Here is a 21,677-nt window from a genome sequence, read left to right on the forward strand (position 1 = left end):
CATGCACGTCACGCGGGATTTCTCGCACTATGTCCGAAGCGCGGGCGAGGGCCTCCAGCACATCGATCTCGCGGTGGAAGGCGTTCACTGCGCCGGATGCATGGCCAAGATCGAGCGCGGCCTGTCTGCCATCCCCGACGTCACGCTGGCACGCGTGAATCTCACCGACCGCCGCGTCGCGCTGGAATGGAAGGCGGGCACGCTCGACCCTGGCCGATTCATCGATCGCCTCGAGGAGCTCGGCTACAAGGCCTATCCGTTCGAGACCGAAAGCGCGGAGGAGGCCGAGGTCGCCGAATCGCGTTTCCTGCTGCGGTGCCTCGGCGTCGCGGCATTCGCCACCATGAACGTGATGATGCTGTCGATTCCGGTGTGGTCGGGCAACGTCTCGGACATGCTCCCCGAGCAGCGCGATTTCTTCCACTGGCTGTCGGCGCTGATCGCATTGCCGGCGGCGGCCTATGCCGGCCAGCCGTTCTTCCGCTCGGCCTGGCGCGCGCTGTCGGCGAAGACCACCAACATGGACGTGCCGATCTCGATCGGCGTGATCCTGGCGCTCGGCATGTCCGTGGTCGAGACCATCAATCACGCCGAGCACGCCTATTTCGACGCCGCGATCATGCTGCTGACCTTCCTGCTGGTCGGCCGCTTCCTCGACCAGAACATGCGGCGGCGGACCCGCGCGGTGGCCGGCAATCTGGCGGCGCTGAAAGCGGAGACGGCTGCGAAGTTCGTCGGCCCCGGCGAAATCTCGCAGGTGCCCGTGGCAGCCATCCACCCCGGCGACATCGTGCTGTTGCGGCCCGGCGAGCGCTGCGCGGTCGACGGCACCGTGATCGAAGGGCGTTCCGAGATCGACCAGAGCCTGATCACCGGCGAGACGCTCTACGTCACGGCGGAGCAGGGCACGCCCGTCTATGCGGGATCGATGAACATCTCCGGCACGCTGCGGGTGCGGGTCTCAGCCGCGTCTGAAGCGACGCTGCTCGCCGAGATCACGCGGCTATTGGACAACGCGCTCCAGGCGCGCTCGCGCTACATGCGGCTCGCCGACCGCGCCTCCCGGCTCTACGCGCCGGTGGTGCATGCGACTGCGCTTCTGACCATTCTCGGATGGGTCATCGCCGGCGCGAGCTGGCACGATGCGATCGTCACCGGCGTTGCCGTCCTGATCATTACCTGTCCCTGTGCGCTGGGCCTTGCCATTCCGACCGTGCAGACGATCGCCTCCGGCGCGATGTTCAAGTCCGGGGTGCTGCTGAATTCCGGCGACGCGATCGAGCGGCTGGCCGAAGCCGACCATGTCATCTTCGACAAGACCGGTACGCTGACGCTGCCCGATCTCGAAGTCATGAATTCGGCCGAGATTCCCGCCCAGATCTTCGAGCTCGCCGGCCGGCTCGCGCTGTCGAGCCATCATCCGGTCGCCGCCGCCGTCGCTCAGGCTGCCGGTGCGAAGTCTCCGATCGTCGGCGCGGTCGAGGAGGCCGGGCAGGGCGTGCGCGCGACCGTGGACGGCGTCGAGCTTCGCCTCGGCCGTCCGTCTTACTGCGGTGCCGAGACGCTGGCCGGAGACTCCACGCTCGATCCCGAAGCCTCCGTCGTCGCCTTCAGCAAGGGCAGCGACAGATTCGTGCTCTCGATCCGCCAGGGCCTGCGTCCGGATGCGCAGGCCGTGATCGCGGCGCTGAAGGCGCGCAACATCGGCATCGAGATCCTTTCCGGCGACCGCGAGCCGGTGGTGAAGGCCGCGGCCGATGCGCTCGGCATTCCCGAATGGCGCGCCGGCGTCACGCCGGCCGACAAGATCGCCAGGATCGAGGAGTTGAAGCGGCGTGGTGCCAAGGTGCTGATGGTCGGCGACGGCATGAACGATGCGCCGTCATTGGCGGCCGCCCATGTCTCGATGTCGCCGATCTCGGCCGCGCATCTCAGCCAGGCGACAGCCGATCTCGTCTTCCTCGGCCGGCCGCTGGCTCCGGTCGTTGCCGCGATCGATGCTTCGCGCAAGGCGCTGCAACTGATGCGGCAGAATCTCTGGCTTGCGATCGGCTATAACTTGCTTGCCGTTCCCATCGCGATCAGCGGCGTCGTGACCCCCCTGATCGCGGCTGCGGCCATGAGCGGATCCTCGATCCTGGTCATGCTGAACTCGCTGCGTGCCCGCAGCGCCTCGCGGGAGATTGTGTGATGGAGATCCTGGTCATCCTGGTCCCGCTGGCCCTGATGCTCGGGGGGGCCGGTCTCGTCGCTTTCCTCTGGTCGCTCAGGAGCGGCCAGTACGACGATCTCGACGGTGCCGCCTGGCGCGCGATTGCCGACGACGAGCCGCCGCAGGAAGCGCCGGCCAAACGCTAAAGCGCGATGCGATTAGGATGAATCGTCATCGCGCTTTAGATCTTTGTTTGAGCATGATCTCCGCGCAAACGCGTTCCGCGTTTGTCGCGAGGGAAAACCGCTGCGCACTTTTCCGGATCATGCTTTAGCGCCTCAGGGCGAAGGTGAGCAAGGCTGCGGCCCCGAGCGCCACGCCCACACCAGCGACGCAGGCCTGCCAGCCGAAAGCATCGAACAGCCGGCCGAGCACTGCCGTGCCGACGAGCCCTCCACAGAAATAGCACGCAAGATAGGTGCCGCTGGCAACGCCGCGGTTGCCGGTTGCCGCCTGTCCGACGAAGCCCGTCGCGGCGGCCTGCGCAAAGAAGGTGCCGATGCCGACCAGCACCATGCCGGTTAGGACCTCGCCCAGATGTGGCGTCAGCATCAGCGGCAGGCCAAGTCCGGCGACGGCAAGCGAACCCCAGATCGTGGGCCGCGTGCCGAGCCGGGTAGCCACCTTGCCGGCCAGCAGGGTCGTGAAGACCGAGGGCAGGAAGACGAAATAGGCGAGACCCAAATCCATCATGCCCAGGGACAGAGGCGGCCGGACCAGCACGAAATTCACGAATGTGAAGGTGCCGATGAAGGCGAACAGGATGCAGAAGCCGATGCCGAAAGCGGCGCGCAGATGCGGATTGCGCCAATGCGCGATGGTGGCGGCTAGCGGCGAATCCGCCGGCACCATCGCATGCATCGGCTGCACGCGTCGAATCGTGAAATAGACCAGCACCGCGCCGGCCAGATTGAGCGCCGCGAACAGATAGAAATTCCAGGCGAGTCCGAGGCCATCGGCAACAGCCGCCGAGATCAGCCGGCCGATGAGGTTGCTCGCGACATTGCCGGTGATGTAGGCGGCAAAGGCGCCGCCGGCGTCCATCGCGCTGCATTGCTCGCCGAGATAGGCAAGGGTGAGCGCAAAGGCCGACGCCATGCACAGGCCCTGCGCGACCCGCAGGGCGGTGAAGACCGCAAGATTGGGTGCAAACGCCAGCAGGCTGGTGGGGATTGCAAGAAGTGCCAGGCTGAGCAGGATGCCGGCGCGCCGGTTGATGTGCGGGCTGAAGAAGCCGACGACGAGGCTGGCCGTGGCCATGCCGAACGTGCTGGCATTGACGGCGAAACCCATCGCCGCCGGCGTGACGCCGTAGTGACGAGTCAACGAAGGCAGGATCGCCTGTGTCGCGAAGAGGTCGACGACGGTCAGGAATGCGGTGAGGCCGATCACGAGCGAGCGAAGCGCGAGACCCGGGGAATGAGCCTCCATCGTCATTGCGGCCGGTTTGATCGGCGCGGAAAGATCGGTCATGCCTGATTGTCCTGTGAGGAATGTGGCGCCCGGCACGCGGACGGCATGGGGATCCGGGCGCCACACCCGGTAACGAGTGCGCTGGGGCTGGGCGGCGCTCGTTACATATGATGGTCGTTGGGATCTTTACGGACGTCGCCGACATAGAGAACGACCGTCTCCTTGCCGAGATTCTTCCACCAGTGCGAGGTGCCGAACACCTCGGGGCGGATGTCGCCGGCCTTGTGCACGATCGGATCGACGCAGTTGGAGGCGTATTCGACGATCTCGCCCTGTTGGACGAAGATCAGGGCGGGACGATCGTCATGGCTGTGCCAGGGCACGATCCCGCCGGGCTCGATGGTCAGCTTGCGGAAGCGCAGCTCGCGGCCCTCGATGTGCGCCGGCTGCTTGCCGAGGTCGATCGCGCCGAGCGTGACATCGGTAACGCCTACGGGCTTGTGGTCGACCATCTGCTGTGCGTTCGGCTTGATCTTGCCGGCCGGGCATTCGCCCGCGAAAACCGGCGTCGCAAATGTCAGCGCCCCGAGAACGGCAACGCCTGTCCAAACCACGCGCGACATTGTGTGATGCCTAGACATGGGGAGGTCTCCTCTGTTGGCCGCAACCTCGCTGGTCGCCGGCTATGGCAGGAGTCTCGTCGAGATCGTCTCCATCCTGAAATGCCGGCTTGCTTTCGATGCGATAGCCCGGCGCTATGTTGATGCGCGGCGGCTATCGAACCAATTGGGCATCGGCATTTCCGCTTCAGGCATATCCGGCGTCCGATTGCAGCGCGCCCGATTGGCGGGCGTTCACGTCAATCCGGAGGAGTCCCCATGACGAAAGTGTCCAAGACCCTGATTTTTGCCGCGGCCTTCGCGGTGATCGCCACATCGGCCTTCTCGGAAGCGGCCTGGGATTTCAAGGCCGGCATGGCCTATGTCTATGGCGGACCCGGCAAGATGTCGGCGATGGCCATGGCCCCGGCCGAGAAGAACCACGAGGCCATGATGAAGAACGCGAAGAAGGTGCCCGACAATACCGTCTTCTTCATGGACAGGGGCACGCTGTACTCCACGTCGGGGCGACTTGACCCGACCGGCAACTTCTACGTGAACTGAGCCGATCCTGGCATTGCGGCCGCCCCTTGCGGGCGGCCGAACCGGGAAACTAGTATTCGCCCACGGAAGTGCCGGAGCAGAAAGATGACATCTCTCTCGCCAGCCGACGCCGAGCGGCTCAGGCTTGCCTTCCAGCGCTGCCGCGACATGGACGGCACGCTGAACGAACAGCTCCGCGCCTACGCCGATGCCAGCCGCGTGGTTTTTCCGGCCTACGGCGAGGCGGTTGATCGCCTGGTGGCGCGATTGGGCGGAAACGGCGGTGGCGAGACCGCTCCGCGCCCGGGCGATGCAATGCCGCCGTTCATGCTGCCCGACGAGGGCGGGCGCCTCGTGACCCTGCCCTCGTTGCTGGCTCGTGGTCCGCTCGCCGTGATGTTCTTCCGCGGCCATTGGTGTCCGTATTGCCGGCTCAATGTCCGCGCGGTGGTCCAGGCGCTCGATCGTATCAAGGCCATGGGTGCGCAAATCGTCGCGATCATGCCGGAGACGCAGGAATACACTGGGCAACTCAAGGCCGAATCCGGCGCGCCGTTTCCGATCCTGACAGATCTCGACAACGGCTACGCGCTGTCGCTCAATCTCGCGATCTGGCTCGGCACCGAGATCCAGCAATTGTTGTCCTATCAGGACATGGCGAAATTCCACGGCAATGACGGCTGGATACTGCCGATCCCGGCCGTGTTCGTCGTCGGCCGCGACGGCGTCGTGAAAGCCCGCTTCGTCGATCCGGATTTCCGCAAACGCATGGAGATCGACGATCTGATCGAAGCGCTGGAGAGCGCGAGCCGGGAGGGCTGAGGCACGCACTTTCCTCCTTCTCGCCTACAAGAGGAGAAGGGACAGCAGCGTCCGCGCTACCCCGCAATCTCCCGCCAGTCGGCGCCGCGCAGCATGCGCATCACGGCATTGCCCACGGCCGTGCGTTGCCGACCGGCGACTCCATAGAGGTTGACGGTACGGCGGGCGTCCAGCCCCGTGACTGCGGCGCGGGTCAGCCGCTCCGGCACGGGTGAGGTGTGCGGCACCATGGCGACGCCCATGTCGGCCTCGACCAACTCGATCAAATCGCGCTCGTTCGAGACTTCGTGGCCATGTTCGATGTCGATGCCGTGTTCGCGCAGGCTCGCGGAGATGCGGCGCGCGTGCTCGCAGAAGGTCCGGCTCAGCAGCTGCTCCGATCGCAAATCGTCCAGATCGATGCTGGCGCGGCCGGCCAGCCGGTGTCCGTCGCCGACGACGAGCTCGAAGTTTTCGGTGAACAGCGGCCAGACGTCGAGGCGGTCCCATGCCTCGTCGATCTCCGCAGCGATGCCAAGCTCGGCCTCACCCTTCTTCAGAAAGTCGCCGACCTCCCGGTTCGAACCGCGCAGGAAGCGGAATTCGAGCCGGTTGAACTGCCGCTTGATCTCGTTGAGATGCGGAATGAGCAAGGCGAGGTCGATCGAATGCGTCAGCGCAATGCGGAGCGCACCGATCTCTCCGCTCTTGAACGAAGACGCGAGCGAGCGCGCGCCGGCGGCGGCGTCATAGCACTGCTTCAGAAGCGGATGCATGCGCTGACCGAGCTCGGTCAATTGCGCCGCCGGGCGTTCGCGGCGGAACAGATCGCCGCCGAGCTCGGCCTCGAGCTGCTTGATCGCGCGCGTCAGCGAGGGCTGCGTCACGTTGCATTCCTCCGCGGCGCGCGTAAAGTTCAAGAGCTGCGCCACCGCGAGGAAATAGCGGACCTGGTGCATTTCCATGGATCGGCTCCGAGCGAGAATGAACTCGATCTTATCGGATCGGCCGGCGAATGACATCACGCCCGCAATAGCGCGCGCCTATGGATTCGGAAGCCAGCCGGTATTTCCGCTTGAGCGGGCGATGCTCCAGCTTCTGTGCAGGCTGGAAGCTCAGCCATTGCCAATGGAGACCGCGTCATGAACATACCGCTGAAGCCGCAGACATCTCAACCTGCCCGCGCGCTGGCGGGCAAGGTGGCGCTGGTCACGGGCTCGACGAGCGGCATCGGGCTCGGTATCGCACGCGCGCTCGCCGCGGCCGGCGCCGACATCGTGCTGAACGGGCTGGGCGTCGCCAGCGAGATCGGCCGGACGCGCGAGCAGATCGCCGCCGAGTTCGGCATCAAGGCGGGCTACTCGCCGGCCGATATGACGAAGCCCAAATCGATCGCCGAGATGATCGCGGCGACCATCGCACAATCGGGCCGGCTCGATATTCTCGTCAACAATGCCGGCGTCCAGCACGTCGCGCCGCTCGACCAGTTTCCGGTCGAGAAATGGGATCAGATCCTCGCGATCAACCTGACCTCGGCGTTCCATACGACGCGGCTCGCACTGCCGGCGATGCGGCGGAACGGCTTTGGCCGGATCATCAATGTCGCCTCTGCGCACGGCCTGGTCGGGTCGCCGTTCAAGGCGGCCTATGTCGCCGCCAAGCACGGCATCGTCGGTCTGACGAAAGTCACGGCGCTGGAGACCGCCGAGGAGGGCATCACCTGCAACGCGGTCTGTCCCGGCTACGTCTATACGCCGCTGGTCGAGGCGCAGATCGACGGGCAGGCCAAGGCGCACGGCATTTCCCGCGATCAGGTGATCCGCGACGTGCTGCTGGCGCAGCAGCCGAACAAGCGCTTCGCCACCGTCGAGGAACTCGGTGCGCTCTCGGTGTTCCTGTCGACGGACGCGGCCGCGTCCATCACGGGCGTCGCGCTGCCTGTCGACGGCGGCTGGACCGCGCACTAACATGAGCCGGCGTAACAAGCCGCAGTCGGCAGCGAATACCCGGGCAGTGCAGGCTGATCAGGAGCGACCCATGAATGGCACGCAGACCAACATACAGCGCAAGGACCTGCCGGGGCAGGTCGTGCTCGTGCTCCAGGGCGGCGGCGCGCTCGGCTCGTACCAGGCGGGCGTCTACCAGGCGCTGCACGATGCCGGCATAGAGCCGGACTGGGTGATCGGCACCTCGATCGGCGCCATCAATGCGAGCCTGATCGCGGGCAACGCGCCGGAGCAACGGCTCGCGCGCTTGAGGGAGTTCTGGAAGCGGATGGAGCAGAAGCCGGTCTGGGACTGGCGCACCGGATTTCCCGGCTTCAACGAAAAGTTGGCCTATTGGTCGACCGTCACCCACGGCATTCCAGGTTTCTTCCGTCCCAATCCGCTGGCGCATGCCGGAGATTCCTATCCGCTGGGTCCCGATCACGCGGGCTATTATTCGACCGCTCCGCTGCAGAAGACGCTGAGCGAGCTCGTCGATTTCGACCTGGCCAATCGCTGCGCGCCGCGCCTGACGGTCGGTGCGGCTCATGTCGGCACCAGCGAAATGCACTATTTCGACAGCCGCGACGGCGAGTTGACGGTGAAGCATGTGATGGCTTCGGGCGCGCTGCCGCCAGCTTTCCCGGCCGTGCGCATCGACGGTGAGCTCTATTGGGACGGCGGCATCCTGTCGAACACGCCGACGGAAGCGGTGTTCGACGACAATCCCCGCAAGGATTCGCTGATCTTCTCCGTGCATCTGTGGAATCCCGTCGGTGCCGAGCCCACCACGATGGCGGAGGTGCTGAACCGGCACAAGGACGTGCAATATTCCAGCCGCATCGCGAGCCAGATCGTGCGACAGCAGCAGGCCCATCGCCTGCGCCATGTGATCAACCAGCTTGCGGCGCGACTACCCGAGAGTGAGCGCAACGACCCCGCCGTGCGTGAGCTGATGAGCTACGGTTGTCCGACACGCATGCATGTGGTGCGGCTGCTGGCGCCGCAGCTCGAGCGCGAGACGCATACCAAGGACATCGATTTCAGTCCGTCCGGGATCACGCGGCGGTGGCATGCCGGCTATGCCCACACGAAGGCGGTGCTGGCGCGCAAGCCGTGGATCGGCGAATTCGATCCGCTCGCCGGCGTGGTGCTGCACGAGCATATGGACGAGATGCCGATGGCAGCGGAGTAGGGGCCTTGTTCGTCATTGCTTTGCACGACGACGATTTCGCAGGCGCACGGTCCGGAGTATGGTCGCCGTGTCTTCGTCGCGAGGCCTGCAATTGGTTGCTGAGAGAGATCTGGAGGAGTCGCTCGATACGCTGCGTACGAACGCGGCGGGACAGGTCGCGGGCGTGTTCGGTCCGACCTCGCTGACCTGGCAGATCGACCGGGAGGCCGTGATCTTTCTCGGTGCCGGCCGTGCGCTGCTGCTGCAGCTGGCCCATCCATGGGTGGCGGCGGCGATCGCCGAGCATTCGCGCACCCTTGCCGATCCGATCGGCCGCTTCCATCGCACCTTCGACATCGTCTTCACGATGGTGTTCGGCTCGCTGGACCGGGCGCTGCTGTCGTCCCGGCAGCTGCATCGGCGTCACAGCATGATCGTCGGCGAGATACCCGAGACCGTGGGTCCGTTCGCGGCCGGCTCGCGCTACTGCGCCAACGACATCCCCGCGCTGCGCTGGGTCCATGCGACGCTGGTCGAGACCGCGCTCATGGCACATGATCTGGTGCTGCCACCACTCTCGGCGGAGGAGCGCGATCGCTATTGGAGCGAGGCCAGGCTGTACGGCGCCCTGTTCGGATTGACGGGGGATGATTTGCCGGCGGACTGGTCCGGCTTCGTTGCCTACACCGCGGCAATGGCGCAGTCGGAGGCGTTGACCGTCAGCGCGGCGGCACGCGAGATCGCAACGCAGATCTTCACGGGCGCGCGTCCGTGGTTGCGGCCACCGCGATGGTATCGCGCGCTCTCGGCGAGGATGCTGCCCGAGCGCCTGCGCGACGGATTCGGGTTTGAGCTTGACGAGCGGGATATCAAGGCCGCCGACAACGCACTGAGATGGATCAGGCGCATCTATCCGAGATTGCCCGACAGGCTGCGCTATGTCGGCCCCTACCAGGAGGCGCAGGCGCGGCTGCGGGGCGAGACGCAGCCCGACTGGATGACCCGCTGTCTCAATCGCGCCTGGATCGGACGGCCGCAGATGGACGTACGCGGGAAGGGGTGAGGTGCTCGGTGGCCGCCACAAAGACTGTCATTGCGAGGAGCCCTTGCGACGAAGCAGTCCAGATTGCCGCCGCGGACAGATTCTGGATTGCTTCGCTGCGCTCGCAATGACGGAGTATGCGGAAGTGCCTCGGCCTCACACCGACGCCAGCTTCCGGTACAGTGCGCTGTAGCTGCCGGCCGAGATGCTCCAGGAGAACGAACGTCCCATGGCGCTGCGGCGCATCGTATCGAGCTGGTCTTGCGTCATGAAGGCCGAGAAGGCCCGGCGGACGCCGCCGAGGAAGGACTCGCGCGAGGGCTTCGAGAACAGGAATCCGGTCTCGCCGTCGGTGATGGTCTCGGCGAGGCCGCCGGTCTGGTGCCCGATCGGCAGCGAGCCGAAGCGCTGGGCATACATCTGGCTGAGGCCGCATGGCTCGAAGCGCGACGGCATCAGCGTGAAGTCGCTGCCGGCGAAGATGCGGCGCGCCTGGGCGTCGTTGAAGCCGATCGCGACGCCAATGGCGTCGGGGCGGCGGCGATGCGCGTCGACCAGGGCCTGCTCGAGCGCCGGCTCGCCGGAGCCGGTGACCACGATCTGCCCGCCGGCATCGACGATCTCGTCTGCCGCCGACAGCACGAGGTCGATCCCCTTCTGGTGCACGAGCCGCGCGACGATGCCGAACATCGGGCCGCGGGAGACCGCGAGCCCGAACTGCTTGCGCACGTAATCCGCATTGGCTCTCTTGCCGACCCAGTCGCCGGCGCCGAACTGCTGGGCGAGCTGGGCGCAGGAGCGCGGGTCCCAGCTCTCGTCGATGCCGTTGAGGATGCCGGTGAGCTCGGCGGCGTCCGAGCGCAGGCGAAGCAGGCCCTCCAGGCCGCAGCCGAACTCGGCCGTGGTGATCTCCCGGGCATAGGTACCGCTGACGGTGGTGAGGTGCGAGGCGTAGACCAGGCCCGCCTTGAGGAAGGAGACCTGGTCGTAGAACTCGACGCCGTCGATGTGGAAGGCGCTCTCCGGTGCGCCGATCCGCCGCAGCGAGTCCTTCGGGAAGAGGCCCTGATAGGCGAGGTTATGAATGGTCAGGATCGACGGCAGCTTGGCGCCGCGCCAGGCAAGGTACGCCGGCACGAGCGAGGCCTGCCAGTCATTGGCATGGATCAGATCTGCTGCCCAATTCTTGTCCAGCTTGCCCATCGCGAGCTCAGCCGCCGCCGAGGCAAAGCGCGCGAAGCGGATGTCGTTGTCGGGCCAATCGCGCCCGGACTCGTCGCCATAGGGGTTGCCTGGACGATCGTAGAGTTGCGAGCACAACAGCACATAGACCGGCAAGCCGTCCTTGGTCGCGGCCCGGCCGAGCGAGCAGGCCGGCATCTCCGCGAATGCGGGACAGCGGCCAACGATCTCAATGTGCGTGAGCTGCTCGATGATGTCGCGATAGCCGGGCAGCATGATCCGGATGTCGGCGAAGGAGCGAAGCGCACGGGGGAGGGCGGCGGAAACCGCGCCCAGTCCGCCAACGCGGACGAAGTCGTCCATCTCTGTGGTGACGAACAAGACCCTCAAGAACAGCCGCCCTCTTCCGATCCCGTTTGCTGCTATGCAAGAACGGGTCCAGTTGTCCTGGAATTCTCAAAGCCCGCCCACGCGACGCGTCCGCGCGGTAAACACTTTCCTACTCGGCCGCCGCCCTCTAGGGTCGCCGCATCAACAAGAGAGAACATTGAAGGTTCCAAAGGGCTCCGGCGATGCAGCTAGCAGATAAGGATGAGGGGACGTTGACAAAGGTCATGGCGGGTTTGCGGGTCCTGGATTTTTCGACCACCATCGCCGGTCCCCATTGCACGCGGATGCTCGCCGACATGGGTGCCGAAGTCATCAAGATCGAGACCGACGGCGGAGAGACGATGCGGACCCGGCCTCCCCTGCGCAAGGGGTGCAGCACCGTGTTCGGCCAACTCAACGTCGGCAAGAAGAGCGTGGTTCTCGACCTCAAGTCCGAGGACGGTAGGGAGGCGGTGCGCCGGCTGGCCGCGACGGCCGACATCCTGGTGGAGAATTTCCGCCCCGGCGTGATGCGCCGGCTGCGGCTCGACTACGACAGGCTGTGTCAGGTCAACCCGAGGCTGATCTACTGCTCCATCTCCGGCTACGGCCAGACCGGCCCCTCGGCCGAACTTCCGGCCTACGCTCCCGTGATCCATGCGGCCTCCGGCTACGATATGGCGCATCTGGCCTACCAGCCGGGCCGCAATCGTCCCGATTATTGCGGCATCTACCACGCCGACGTCGTCACCGGCACCTACGGTTTTGGCGCAATTGCGTCCGCACTCTACCAGCGCACCGTGACCGGGCTTGGCCAGCACATCGACGTCTCCATGCTGGAATCGATGCTGACCTTGACGGTGGTCGAACTGCAGAGCGCACAATTCGCGGTGAAGCCGCCGCCGCGCCCGATGTTCGGCCCGACGGAGACGGAAAACGGCTATGTCATGATCACGGTCGCCAGTGAGAAGACGTTTCAGGGACTGATGAGCGTGATCGGCCGCCCCGAATGGATCTCCGATCCACGCTTCGCCACCTACGCCGCGCGCCGCGAGAACTGGGCGGACTTGATGGACGGCGTCGAAGTCTGGTCACGTGAGCTCACGACCGATGCATGCCTCGTCGCGCTTGGTGCTGCCGGCGTGCCGGCCTCGGCCTATCGCACGGTGTCCGAGGCGCTGGCCGATCCGCAGCTTGCGCATCGGCAAGCGCTCTCCGAGGTGCGGGACCAGGGTGGCTCCTTCCGGGTGCTCAATTTGCCGTTCCGGATGTCCGGCGCCGATACGACACCGGGCCAGACGATGGCCGTGCTTGGCGAACACACGGATGCGCTGCGCGACGAGATCGGCCTCACAGGCGATACGCCAATTCCGTCGGGCAAGACGGCCGCGACATATTGAGCAGCATCGCCGCCGCATGCGGCGTTTGGACTCTCGTGCCATTCTCTTGCCGTGGCGAGCCTTTGTCGCCAATCTCGCCCCAAGTCATTCAACGATCCGAGACATCGGGATTCGCCGCTTGCCAGCATCCGCTGGCCCGAACTAAGACCGCTCCCGGGTTTGTCTCGTCTCGCCGGCCATGGCATGCTGTGCAGAGAATGAGAAGCATGCCGGGAGGACGCCAATGAAGAGTTTCAAGGTTGCCGATTTCAAGGCGCCGCTGCAGGAGGTCGACGAGGCGACGCCGCAGCCATCGGGCACGCAGGTGCTGATCAAGGTGAAGGCGGCCGGCGTCTGCCACAGCGATCTCCACATCTGGGAAGGCGGCTACGATCTCGGCCATGGCCGCAAGCCGCTGTCACTGAAGGACCGCGGCATCAACCTGCCGCTCACGATGGGCCACGAGACCGTCGGCGAAGTCCTGGCCTTCGGTCCCGATGTGAAGCCGACCGACCAGGGCGATCTGAAGGTCGGCGATGTCGGTCTGGTCTATCCCTGGATCGGCTGCGGCAAATGTGCGACCTGCCTCGGCGGCGACGAGAACATGTGCCTGACGCCGCGCTCGCTCGGCGTCTATTGCGACGGCGGCTATGCCGATCACATGCTGGTGCCGCATCCGCGCTACCTGCTCAACCTCCGGGGGCTCGATCCAGCGACGACCGCGCCCTATGCCTGCTCGGGCGTCACCACCTACAGCGCATTGAAGAAGGTCGAGCAGCATTTCGACACGCCGATCGTGATGTTCGGCGCCGGCGGCCTCGGGCTGATGGCGCTGTCGCTGCTCAAGGCCATGGGCGGCAAGGGCGCCATCATGGTCGATATCGATGCGAAGAAGCGCGAAGCGGCCGAGAAGGCCGGCGCACTGGCGACCGTCGATCCCAAGGCGCCGGATGCGCTGGAGCAGCTTGCCAGGAAAGCGGGAGGCCCCATTCGCGCCGTGATCGACCTCGTCGGCAACGCCGCCACGACGCAGCTCGGCTTCGACTGCCTGACCAAGGGCGGCAAGCTCGTCATCGTCGGCCTGTTCGGCGGCGGCGCGACCTGGGCGTTGCCGCTGATTCCGATCAAGGCCGTCACGATTCAGGGCAGCTATGTCGGCAATCTGCGCGAGACGCAGGAATTGCTCGAACTCGTGCGAGCGAAGAAGGTGCCGCCGATCCCGGTGACGCGGCAACCGCTCGCCAAGGCCAATGACGCGCTGGTGCAGTTGCAGCAGGGCGCGGTGGTCGGCCGCACCGTGCTGACGCCGTAGCCTCATCTGTCATTCCGGGGCGGTCCGCAGGATCGAACCCGGAATCTCGAGATTCCGGGTTCGATGCTTTGCATCGCCCCGGAATGACACCTTCTTTACAGGAACGTCCATGTCCGCCAACAACGCCTTCCACATTGCCGTGCTCGCCGGTGACGGCATCGGTCCCGAAGTCATGGCGCCGGCCCTCGAGGTCCTGCGCAAGGTCGGGCAGAAATCCGGCTTGAGCTTTCGCTTCACCGAGGCGCCGGCCGGCGCCAACAATTATCTCGCGACCGGCAAGTCGATGCCGGAGTCCACGGTTCGGCTGTGCGAGGAGGCGGATGCGATCCTGCTCGGGGCGTGCGGACTGCCGTCGGTGCGCTATCCTGACAATACCGAGATCGCGCCGCAGATCGAGCTGCGCTTCATTTTCGATCTCTATGCCGGCGTGCGTCCGGCGCGGCTCATTCCGGGCGTGCCGAGCCCGATCGTCGGCGCCGACCGACGCGGCATCGATCTCGTCGTGATCCGGGAATCGACCGAAGGCCTGTTCGCCTCCATGGGCAAGGGCGTCGTCACCCACGAGGATGCGCGCGAGACCATGGTGATCACCCGCAAGACATCCGAGCGCCTGTTCGAGTTCTCGTTTCGCCTGGCCGAGCGGCGCCGCGCGCGCGGCAAGCCGGGAATGCTCACCTGCGTCGACAAGGCGAACGTATTCAAGGCATTTGCGTTCTTCCGCGGCATCTTCGACGAGATCGCCAAGAAGCATCCCGAGGTGAAGACCGACCGGCTCTATGTCGATGCCTGCTCGGCGATGCTGGTGAAGCGCCCCTGGGATTTCGACGTGATGGTAATGGAGAACATGTTCGGCGACATCGTCTCCGACATCACCGCGAGCCTGATCGGCGGCCTCGGCATGGCGCCGTCGGCCGACATCGGTGACAAGCATGCGGTGTTCCAGCCTTGCCACGGCACCGCACCCGATATCATGGGGCAGGGCAAGGCCAATCCGACCGGCATGATCCTGTCGGCGGCGATGATGCTGGACTGGCTCGCCGACAAGCATGGCGTGGAGAGTGCGGCCGAGGCGGGCGAGACCATCGAGCGCGCGGTAGACCGGGTCTATGCCGGCGGCATCAAGCCGATGGAATTCGGCGGCAGCAACGGCACGGCGGATCTTACGAAGGCGGTGCTGGCAGCGCTGTAATCGAAGGAAAGGGGCCCGAGGGCCCCTTTGTCGTTCACCAGCGGCGCCAGTGATGGTGATGACGCCAGCCCCACGGACGCGGGCCGTAGAAGCGCGGGCCGCCGTAATAGCCATAGGCGCGATAATAGTTCGGGCGCCACCAGCAGCGGCCCCAGGGGTTACACACCCAACGCACCTGCTCGACGTCGGCCGCCGGACCGCTTGCAATCTTGTCCGCCTGCGGGATGCCGTTTGGCATTGCCGCGAGGGCCGGTCCCGACGCGAGGGCCACACCGCCGACGGCAGCAAGACCAAGAACAGCAAATTTCAGTGTCATCGCAATCTCCCTCGTTGGTGGCGGGAGAACTTTCGCGACATCAAGTGGTTGCGGCTGCGTAAGGTTGCGCGACGAATTTAATCTACCTGAACGCCGGTTCAGCTTCAGCGGCCGCGGAACTGCGGCTTGCGCTTCTCCATGAAGGCCTGCCGGCCTTCGCGGAAATCCTCCGAATCCATGCAGGCGTTGCCGATCGCCTTGATCGCATCCATGTCGCGCCGGCTCTCGTCCTTCAGCACCTGCGCGATCGTGATCTTGGCGGCCGTGATCGCGAGCGGGGCGTTCTGCGAGATCGTCTCGGCAATCGTCATGGTCTCGCCCCAGAGTTCGTCGACCGGGAACAGGCGCTCGACGAGGCCAATGCGTAGCGCCTCGGCGGAATCGATGCGCATGCCCGTGTACATCAGAAGCCGCGCCCAGGACGGTCCGACCAGCGACACCAGATGCCGCAAGCCGTCAAAGCCGTAGGCAATGCCGAGTTTGGCTGCGGGGATGCCGAACTGGCTGCCATGCGAGGCGAGGCGGATGTCGGCGAGCATCGCGACCTGCATGCCGCCGCCGAGGCAATAGCCGTCGATGCAGGCGATGGTCGGCTTGGGATAGTCGGCGAGCAGCGCACGCTGGGCGGCGCTGCGCTTGGCGTACTCCTCGGACGCTGCTGCATTGTGCCTGACCTTCTCGAACTGGCTGATGTCGGCGCCCGAGACGAACGCCTTGCTCCCGGCGCCGCGCAGAATCACGACGCGCACGGTGTCGTCGTCGCGCAAGGCGGTCAGCGCCTCGCCAAATCCCTCCCACATCTCCAGCGACATCGCGTTGCGCCTGTCGGGATTGTTGAAGGTGATCACGCCGACACCACTCGCCGAGTGCTTGAGGATCTTGCCGTCGGCGTAAGGAGTTCCGGTCGTGCTGGAAATGTCGGGCATCGCGCGCTCGCTTGTCATAGGCCGAGCGCAATGTTCGGCGCCGCCGGCGCCGCGGTCAACCGGCGCAGGGGATGAGAGCTTGCATCCGCCTGTGCTGCGATTGCATGGCGCGCGAAGTTCGACGAATGGCGAAACCGCAAAGAAGAAAGAGCGGCCGAGCCGCTCCGCGACAGACCGCGCGCAAGCGCGCGGGCAGGCATATCTCGTCGGATCTCGTCCAATCCGGCCGCGCCCCCGTGACGCGGCGGATTGAACATCGGCCGTAAAGGCCAGAGCGCCGACCGACCTCAGCTCTCGTTCGCCGCGATCGATTCCATCAGCGAGACGAGCTGACGCTGCACCGTCTGGTCCTTGATCTTGCTGTAGGCGCGCAGCAGGCGGAGGCTGAAGGCCGAGTCGAGGAAGAGCAGGCTCTCGACTTCTCGGGCCTTGTTGTCGCCGTCGTAGAAGAAGGTCACGGGCACATCGAGGGCGGAGGCGATCTGCTGAAGCCGAGCCGCGCCGACGCGATTGACGCCCTTCTCGTATTTCTGGACCTGCTGGAAGCTGACGCCCAGCTTTTCGCCGAGCTCGGCCTGCGAGATCTTCATCTCGACGCGCCGCAGACGGATCCGCTTGCCAAGCTCAATGTCCGGCTTGCCGGCGCTGCGCTGCTTCATTCTTTTCGCCGCTGCTTTCATCTCTGTTCTCACCTTTGTTCTTCGGTTGAAAATCCCCCGAAGAGCTGGGTCAGGGGTTCGCCCATATACGAGTCCTTGAATTCATGCGGATGCACGAACTCTTCCTTAAACCACGGGAAGCGAGCCGGATTGAAAGCGTCGATCAGCCAGTCAATCATGTGCCGCACCCGCGGAATACGGCCGCTACCGGGATGGTAGGACAACCAGATATCCAGCGGTCGGTTCAGCTCGACCTCCAGTGGAATCAACCTCCCTCCAAGCGCAATGGCATAGCTCGGGAATACGCCGATGCCGGCGCCATTCGCGACCGCCCAGTAGTTGGCGCTCGAGACGTTCGTCTTCATGACCAGAAGGTCACGTTCCGAAACGCCCGGGAAGAAGCTCTCGAAGGATTCCTTGGCGGCGAGCTGGTCGGCGAATTGCAGCACCAGGCGATGCTTGATCAATTCCGCCGCCGTTCGCGGCGCGCCATGCTTTTCGATGTATTTCTCGGAGGCCCAGAACATCAGATGCATGCGGCCCAGCCGCACCAGCTTGATGTCGAGCGCGGAGGGACGCGACAGATGGATGGCGACGTCGGCCTCATGGCGCGAGACATCGGCCGAGCGCATCGCGCAATGCAGGTCCACCAGGATCTTCGGATAGGCCTGCTGGAATTCGACCAGGCGCGGGGCCAGCCAGAATGTACCGAGCCCCTCGGTGACGGCAACCCGGACCTCGCCGGACAAGGCATTGGCCATCGAATCGCTGGCGCGCAGCACGTCGAAGGTGGCCGCCTCCATGCGCTCGACGGCGGAGACCACCAATGCGCCTTCATCGGTCAGATGGGTGCCGTGAACGTCGCGGGTGAACAGGGTCGTGCCGGTCTGGCGTTCGAAATCGTCGATCCGCCGGCGCACCGCATTGATCGACAGCGACAGGCGCTCGGCCGCCGAGCGGAAACTTCCGCACCGGACAACTTCCAGAAATATGCGGGCCGCATCCCAATCCGAGAGGCCGCTGAGATTTGTCTTTGGGCGTTCCGCCGGCGGAACGCCCCTTTCCGCCAAGGAGTGCATACAAGTCCTTTCGGGACGCTAAACTGGCAGAATCTGGCGCAAACCACAACCACTGCGGGTTGGGGAATGACGAGTTTTGAACGTCATCCTTACTACCTTGCGGGCGGTATTGGAGTGCTGTCATGGGTTGGGGATCGGGCAGACTAACGCACGAGTGGGGGTGTGGCGTGAGTTCCGTTGCGAGCCGTGAGATGGCTGCGGGATTGTCGGCGCTGTCCGAAATTGAAATTCTCGCGCGAGCGCGGGTGCGGTCTCCCTTGATGGATCGATCACACCGCGTCAGGCGTTTGCTCCCGGAGCAGTTTGGCGATCGCCAATGGCGCTGCACGGCGATAGCGGACGGAACCGCGGTTCCGCGGCAGAAACACACTGACATCGGGTTCGGGGGCGCAGTAGCCTCGTGCTATCTTCGGTCTTCCATGGGGGCCGAAGAGAACGTCACAAACGCGTCTCGCAGGTCGAATTAACGGAAAGAACACCAGTGTCGCATTCAGACGAAAAGTTGCAGTCGGTGCTGGAAACGCTCGAGGAGTGCCGCAGGGTTCTCAATGAGTGCAACAGCCGTGAGTCGGCCGAGATGCTGTCCATTGTCATCCTCGACATGCGGATGAAACTGAAAGGAATTGACAGTGCCGATCTCAAGGCGCTGTGCGACGAAATGCTGCGGAGCGCTGCGAGCGAGCCGCTAACCCCTTCCAAGCAGACGCAGGACCAGCCCCGGCGTCCGCTGCTCCGCGTGGTGAAGTAGCCGCGCCGCCGGATCTCGCTTTTTGGCGAGGTTTGTGCGCGTCCCGATGCCGCATCTGTGATCACGGAGGGCATCGGGAGGAGCCTTGGTTTCGTGCGCCTCTGTTGCGCATTCTCTGGCATCGGCTACACCAGAGCCGTTCGGCTCCGGGCCGGGCGCACCCCTTGCGCGCCGTACCGGCACCTGAGATGGCTCTGACTGCATCATGCAAAATGTTTCGATCCCGGCGGCGATGATTGCCGGCCTCGTCAGCTTCCTCTCGCCTTGCGTCCTGCCTCTGGTTCCGCCCTATCTGATTTACCTCACGGGCGCCACGATCGAGCATGTCGAGAGCGACGAGCCGGCCGCTGCCTCCAAGCGCGCGATCATGATGTCGGCGCTTCTGTTCGTGCTCGGCTTTTCCACGGTGTTCGTGGCGCTCGGCGCCAGCGCCTCGCTGATCGGCGGGCTGATCCGTGCCTGGTCGGCGGAGTTGTCGATCCTCGCCGGCATCGTCATCATCATCATGGGCCTGCACTTCCTCGGCCTGACACGCATCGGCCTGTTGATGCGCGAGGGGCGGCTGCCGATCCCCAAACCGGTCGGCCTCTGGGGCGCCTATATCATGGGCCTCGCTTTCGCCTTCGGCTGGACGCCCTGTATCGGCCCGATCCTCGCGGCGATCCTCTCGATCGCCGCGGCGGAAGCCACGGTGATGAAGGGCGCCGGACTGCTCGCGGTCTATTCCGCGGGCCTCGGCATTCCCTTCCTGATCGCCGCGCTGATGATCGAACAGTTCTCCGCGCTGTTCGCGCGCATGAAGGGCCACCTCGTCAATGTCGAGCGCGCCATGGGCGTCCTGATGGTGATCACCGGCATCGGCTTTCTCACCGGCGCGGTCTCGAACGTGAGCATCTGGCTGCTCGAGACGTTTCCGGCGCTGCAGACGATCGGATAGACCCGGTGCCGAGGCGGCTGCTAACGCACGCGTCCGCGCCAATCGCTCCGCGTTTCGCCCGTCAGCTCGGGCAGGCGCGCACTTTCATGAACGCACGCCGCTCAGATTGACGGATTTCGAGCGGAGATCGCGCGAAAGGCTGTCAAACGCCGTTGAAATGGCCTGCGAAAGACAACTCGCGACGCGGAACGCGATCACGCAGTGAGGGTTCATGACATCGCTTGATGGTTCGCGTCTTGGCGCATAGCGGAGCACCGGTGTGACGGCGTCTTCCGTTCAGGGCGCCTCGTCCAGCGCGCAGACTACCGTGCAGACCACGCCGCGCGGCAGGAAGTCGACGGTTGCCTCGCCGCCGAGCTGATCGCGCGCGCTGCGCTCGATCAGGCGCGAGCCGAAGCCGCGTTGTACCGGTGCCGTCACCGGCGGTCCGCCGATCTCGGTCCAGATCAGTCGCAGCCGCGGCTTCGGCGCATCGGCGATGATCTCCCAGTCCAGCGTCACCCGGCCGGTCTCGTTGGACAGCGCGCCGTATTTCGCGGCGTTGGTGGCGATCTCGTGGACGATCATCGACAGCACCACGGCGAGCCGCGGCGACAGCGGCACGGCCGGGCCGGCCATGCGGATGCGGTCGGGATTGCTGAGCAGGAACGGCCGGAGCGCGCGGGCGATGACGTCCCTCAGCTCCGAGCCTGCCCATTTCTCCTGGCTCAAGAGGTTATGTGCTTCGGCCAGCGCGCCGAGCCGGCCCTCGAACTTGGTCCGCTCGTCACGGCTGGCGCTGCGGAAGGTCTGCACCGCGATCGCCTGCATCAGCGCCAGCGTGTTCTTGACGCGATGATTGAGCTCCTCGATCAGGAGATTGTGCAGCATCTCGCCGCGCGCGATCGTGGTGGCCATCCGCACGGCGAAGGTGAGGCCAACCAGCAGCAGGATGCCGCCGATCAGGCTCGTGATTGCGATGTCGCGCCAGAGCGGCGCGATCAGCGAGCTCTCGGCGACGCCCGCCACGACCGTCCAGCCGGTCAGTTGCGATCTGGTAAAGGCGGAAGACAGCGCGACGCCATCGAGCGAAACGGTCGAAAGCGCGGCCTCCGACGTGCGGGACATCGCATCGTGGAGTGCGCCGGAAGCCTGCTTGCCGAACGTCTCGGCAGGGTTGGGTGTACGCGCGAACACGCGAGCCTTGGTGTCCAGCAGCGACACCGTCCATTGATCGTTCGGCCGCTGCTGCTCGACCAATTTCTGGAATATCGCGATCGGCGGACTGAAGGAGAGCGCGTAGGCGACCTCGCCATTGCGCAGCACAGGAACTTCCACAGTCACGATCGGCCGTTTCTTGGTCGAACCGACGAACAGGTCGGAATATTGCGGTGCCTTGCTTGCAAACACCCGCTCGACGATCTCTAGATTGTTGCGCGGTGGCAGATTCGCCGTGTCCGTCGTGACGGTCGAAAAGAGCTGGTGGCCGGATCTGTCGGCCAGCAGAAGAATGCTGTCCCCGCCATATTGGCTGATGAAACCGATTGCCAGCCGACGGAAGCCGTCGAAATCACCGCTTTGCAGGGAATCGCTGAGCGCGAGCACCTGCAAGCCGCCCGTCACCCGCTGCACTTCAGAATCGAGCACCACGCGCATGCTTCGCACCGTCTCGAGCACCCGGCGTGTCGCCTCGGTGCGATCCTGGCGATAGTTGGAATAGGCAAGCCCGACGGCAAAGACCATCAGCGGCAACATCGTTCCCGCGACGAGGAGAGCGAGCCGGACCGGAAGGGTGAGCTTTGACAAACGCAGGCGTCCCGGTTCCGGCGCGAC

At 65.1% G+C, this 21,677-nt stretch carries 22 protein-coding genes; 13 read left to right on the forward strand and 9 right to left on the reverse strand.

Translation table 11 applies throughout. The features are described from left to right. Nucleotide 1: 1 nt before the first annotated feature. Nucleotides 2-2,191, forward strand: a complete 2,190-nt coding sequence (locus tag XH87_RS29775; protein WP_271589976.1) for a cation-translocating P-type ATPase — start codon at nt 2-4, stop codon at nt 2,189-2,191. Continuing rightward, entirely contained in the window at nt 2,191-2,358 is a 168-nt protein-coding gene (ccoS, locus tag XH87_RS29780) for a cbb3-type cytochrome oxidase assembly protein CcoS (protein WP_008550618.1), read from the forward strand. The genes XH87_RS29775 and ccoS overlap by 1 nt, the downstream gene beginning before the upstream one ends. A gap of 124 nt (nt 2,359-2,482) precedes the next feature. Here the strand turns inward: ccoS and XH87_RS29785 are convergent, their stop codons facing one another. After that, nucleotides 2,483-3,685, reverse strand: a complete 1,203-nt coding sequence (locus XH87_RS29785; RefSeq protein ID WP_271589977.1) for an MFS transporter — start codon at nt 3,683-3,685, stop codon at nt 2,483-2,485. Between the two features lie 101 nt (nt 3,686-3,786). After that, a complete protein-coding gene (locus XH87_RS29790) occupies nt 3,787-4,266 on the reverse strand; it encodes a cupin domain-containing protein (protein WP_271589978.1) in 480 nt (159 codons plus the stop codon). 16 nt (nt 4,267-4,282) lie between these two features. Here XH87_RS29790 and XH87_RS29795 point away from each other — a divergent pair, with 16 nt between their 5' ends. The 3 genes from XH87_RS29795 to XH87_RS29805 all read left to right on the forward strand — a co-directional run bounded on the left by XH87_RS29795 (nt 4,283) and on the right by XH87_RS29805 (nt 5,589). After that, complete coding sequence (locus XH87_RS29795) at nt 4,283-4,507, forward strand: hypothetical protein (protein WP_271589979.1); 225 nt, start codon at nt 4,283-4,285, stop codon at nt 4,505-4,507. Beyond that, nucleotides 4,504-4,788 (forward strand): hypothetical protein, encoded by a 285-nt coding sequence (locus XH87_RS29800; protein ID WP_035715294.1) that lies wholly within the window; start codon nt 4,504-4,506, stop codon nt 4,786-4,788. The genes XH87_RS29795 and XH87_RS29800 overlap by 4 nt, the downstream gene beginning before the upstream one ends. An 84-nt stretch (nt 4,789-4,872) precedes the next feature. After that, nucleotides 4,873-5,589, forward strand: a complete 717-nt coding sequence (locus XH87_RS29805; protein WP_271589980.1) for a peroxiredoxin-like family protein — start codon at nt 4,873-4,875, stop codon at nt 5,587-5,589. A gap of 56 nt (nt 5,590-5,645) precedes the next feature. On the opposite strand, the gene XH87_RS29810 is transcribed toward XH87_RS29805, so the two are convergent. Next, complete coding sequence (locus XH87_RS29810; protein WP_035715299.1) at nt 5,646-6,533, reverse strand: LysR family transcriptional regulator; 888 nt, start codon at nt 6,531-6,533, stop codon at nt 5,646-5,648. A gap of 177 nt (nt 6,534-6,710) precedes the next feature. On the opposite strand from XH87_RS29810, the gene XH87_RS29815 reads away from it, so the two are divergent. The 3 genes from XH87_RS29815 to XH87_RS29825 all read left to right on the forward strand — a co-directional run bounded on the left by XH87_RS29815 (nt 6,711) and on the right by XH87_RS29825 (nt 9,790). Continuing rightward, entirely contained in the window at nt 6,711-7,535 is an 825-nt protein-coding gene (locus XH87_RS29815) for a 3-hydroxybutyrate dehydrogenase (protein WP_271589981.1), read from the forward strand. 70 nt (nt 7,536-7,605) lie between these two features. After that, the gene (locus XH87_RS29820) at nt 7,606-8,748 is read left to right on the forward strand and encodes a patatin-like phospholipase family protein (RefSeq protein WP_271589982.1); all 1,143 of its coding nucleotides are present in this window, start codon (nt 7,606-7,608) and stop codon (nt 8,746-8,748) included. 91 nt (nt 8,749-8,839) lie between these two features. Next, nucleotides 8,840-9,790, forward strand: a complete 951-nt coding sequence (locus XH87_RS29825) for an oxygenase MpaB family protein (protein WP_271589983.1) — start codon at nt 8,840-8,842, stop codon at nt 9,788-9,790. A 135-nt stretch (nt 9,791-9,925) separates the two neighbouring features. Here XH87_RS29825 and glgA read toward each other — a convergent pair whose 3' ends face one another. Beyond that, complete coding sequence (gene glgA, locus XH87_RS29830) at nt 9,926-11,341, reverse strand: glycogen synthase GlgA (protein ID WP_271589984.1); 1,416 nt, start codon at nt 11,339-11,341, stop codon at nt 9,926-9,928. A gap of 182 nt (nt 11,342-11,523) precedes the next feature. Here glgA and XH87_RS29835 point away from each other — a divergent pair, with 182 nt between their 5' ends. The 3 genes from XH87_RS29835 to XH87_RS29845 all read left to right on the forward strand — a co-directional run bounded on the left by XH87_RS29835 (nt 11,524) and on the right by XH87_RS29845 (nt 15,200). Continuing rightward, the gene (locus XH87_RS29835) at nt 11,524-12,720 is read left to right on the forward strand and encodes a CaiB/BaiF CoA transferase family protein (RefSeq protein WP_271589985.1); all 1,197 of its coding nucleotides are present in this window, start codon (nt 11,524-11,526) and stop codon (nt 12,718-12,720) included. Between the two features lie 223 nt (nt 12,721-12,943). After that, the gene (locus tag XH87_RS29840; protein ID WP_271589986.1) at nt 12,944-14,011 is read left to right on the forward strand and encodes an alcohol dehydrogenase; all 1,068 of its coding nucleotides are present in this window, start codon (nt 12,944-12,946) and stop codon (nt 14,009-14,011) included. 109 nt (nt 14,012-14,120) lie between these two features. Continuing rightward, complete coding sequence (locus tag XH87_RS29845; protein WP_271589987.1) at nt 14,121-15,200, forward strand: isocitrate/isopropylmalate dehydrogenase family protein; 1,080 nt, start codon at nt 14,121-14,123, stop codon at nt 15,198-15,200. 34 nt (nt 15,201-15,234) lie between these two features. Here the strand turns inward: XH87_RS29845 and XH87_RS29850 are convergent, their stop codons facing one another. The 4 genes from XH87_RS29850 to XH87_RS29865 all read right to left on the reverse strand — a co-directional run bounded on the left by XH87_RS29850 (nt 15,235) and on the right by XH87_RS29865 (nt 18,180). Further along, the gene (locus tag XH87_RS29850; protein WP_271589988.1) at nt 15,235-15,516 is read right to left on the reverse strand and encodes a hypothetical protein; all 282 of its coding nucleotides are present in this window, start codon (nt 15,514-15,516) and stop codon (nt 15,235-15,237) included. Nucleotides 15,517-15,620: 104 nt separating this feature from the next. Beyond that, nucleotides 15,621-16,442, reverse strand: coding sequence for an enoyl-CoA hydratase (locus tag XH87_RS29855; RefSeq protein ID WP_271589989.1), 822 nt, complete (start codon nt 16,440-16,442; stop codon nt 15,621-15,623). A 287-nt stretch (nt 16,443-16,729) separates the two neighbouring features. Next, nucleotides 16,730-17,101, reverse strand: a complete 372-nt coding sequence (locus XH87_RS29860; protein ID WP_020608151.1) for a helix-turn-helix domain-containing protein — start codon at nt 17,099-17,101, stop codon at nt 16,730-16,732. Between the two features lie 29 nt (nt 17,102-17,130). Then, nucleotides 17,131-18,180 (reverse strand): LysR family transcriptional regulator, encoded by a 1,050-nt coding sequence (locus tag XH87_RS29865; protein WP_158671507.1) that lies wholly within the window; start codon nt 18,178-18,180, stop codon nt 17,131-17,133. Nucleotides 18,181-18,661: 481 nt separating this feature from the next. On the opposite strand from XH87_RS29865, the gene XH87_RS29870 reads away from it, so the two are divergent. Then, nucleotides 18,662-18,928 (forward strand): hypothetical protein, encoded by a 267-nt coding sequence (locus XH87_RS29870; protein ID WP_158671508.1) that lies wholly within the window; start codon nt 18,662-18,664, stop codon nt 18,926-18,928. 205 nt (nt 18,929-19,133) lie between these two features. Next, nucleotides 19,134-19,865, forward strand: a complete 732-nt coding sequence (locus tag XH87_RS29875; protein ID WP_035715495.1) for a cytochrome c biogenesis CcdA family protein — start codon at nt 19,134-19,136, stop codon at nt 19,863-19,865. 276 nt (nt 19,866-20,141) lie between these two features. Here the strand turns inward: XH87_RS29875 and XH87_RS29880 are convergent, their stop codons facing one another. Then, a complete protein-coding gene (locus tag XH87_RS29880; RefSeq protein ID WP_271590911.1) occupies nt 20,142-21,599 on the reverse strand; it encodes a sensor histidine kinase in 1,458 nt (485 codons plus the stop codon). Nucleotides 21,600-21,677 lie beyond the last annotated feature (78 nt).

The sequence above is a fragment of the Bradyrhizobium sp. CCBAU 53415 genome (assembly GCF_028128735.1).
Lineage (GTDB): Bacteria > Pseudomonadota > Alphaproteobacteria > Rhizobiales > Xanthobacteraceae > Bradyrhizobium.

Bases quoted from the DNA above. Each gene is read 5' to 3' on its own strand.
- ccoS (WP_008550618.1), top strand. From the start codon at position 2,191: ATGGAGATCCTGGTCATCCTGGTCCCGCTGGCCCTGATGCTCGGGGGG.
- XH87_RS29860 (WP_020608151.1), bottom strand. From the start codon at position 17,101: ATGAAGCAGCGCAGCGCCGGCAAGCCGGACATTGAGCTTGGCAAGCGG.
- XH87_RS29805 (WP_271589980.1), top strand. From the start codon at position 4,873: ATGACATCTCTCTCGCCAGCCGACGCCGAGCGGCTCAGGCTTGCCTTC.
- XH87_RS29790 (WP_271589978.1), bottom strand. From the start codon at position 4,266: ATGTCTAGGCATCACACAATGTCGCGCGTGGTTTGGACAGGCGTTGCC.
- XH87_RS29865 (WP_158671507.1), bottom strand. From the start codon at position 18,180: ATGCACTCCTTGGCGGAAAGGGGCGTTCCGCCGGCGGAACGCCCAAAG.
- XH87_RS29880 (WP_271590911.1), bottom strand. From the start codon at position 21,599: ATGTTGCCGCTGATGGTCTTTGCCGTCGGGCTTGCCTATTCCAACTAT.
- XH87_RS29855 (WP_271589989.1), bottom strand. From the start codon at position 16,442: ATGCCCGACATTTCCAGCACGACCGGAACTCCTTACGCCGACGGCAAG.
- XH87_RS29875 (WP_035715495.1), top strand. From the start codon at position 19,134: ATGCAAAATGTTTCGATCCCGGCGGCGATGATTGCCGGCCTCGTCAGC.
- XH87_RS29845 (WP_271589987.1), top strand. From the start codon at position 14,121: ATGTCCGCCAACAACGCCTTCCACATTGCCGTGCTCGCCGGTGACGGC.
- XH87_RS29815 (WP_271589981.1), top strand. From the start codon at position 6,711: ATGAACATACCGCTGAAGCCGCAGACATCTCAACCTGCCCGCGCGCTG.
- XH87_RS29820 (WP_271589982.1), top strand. From the start codon at position 7,606: ATGAATGGCACGCAGACCAACATACAGCGCAAGGACCTGCCGGGGCAG.
- XH87_RS29800 (WP_035715294.1), top strand. From the start codon at position 4,504: ATGACGAAAGTGTCCAAGACCCTGATTTTTGCCGCGGCCTTCGCGGTG.
- XH87_RS29785 (WP_271589977.1), bottom strand. From the start codon at position 3,685: ATGACCGATCTTTCCGCGCCGATCAAACCGGCCGCAATGACGATGGAG.
- XH87_RS29850 (WP_271589988.1), bottom strand. From the start codon at position 15,516: ATGACACTGAAATTTGCTGTTCTTGGTCTTGCTGCCGTCGGCGGTGTG.
- XH87_RS29775 (WP_271589976.1), top strand. From the start codon at position 2: ATGCACGTCACGCGGGATTTCTCGCACTATGTCCGAAGCGCGGGCGAG.
- XH87_RS29810 (WP_035715299.1), bottom strand. From the start codon at position 6,533: ATGGAAATGCACCAGGTCCGCTATTTCCTCGCGGTGGCGCAGCTCTTG.
- XH87_RS29840 (WP_271589986.1), top strand. From the start codon at position 12,944: ATGAAGAGTTTCAAGGTTGCCGATTTCAAGGCGCCGCTGCAGGAGGTC.
- XH87_RS29835 (WP_271589985.1), top strand. From the start codon at position 11,524: ATGCAGCTAGCAGATAAGGATGAGGGGACGTTGACAAAGGTCATGGCG.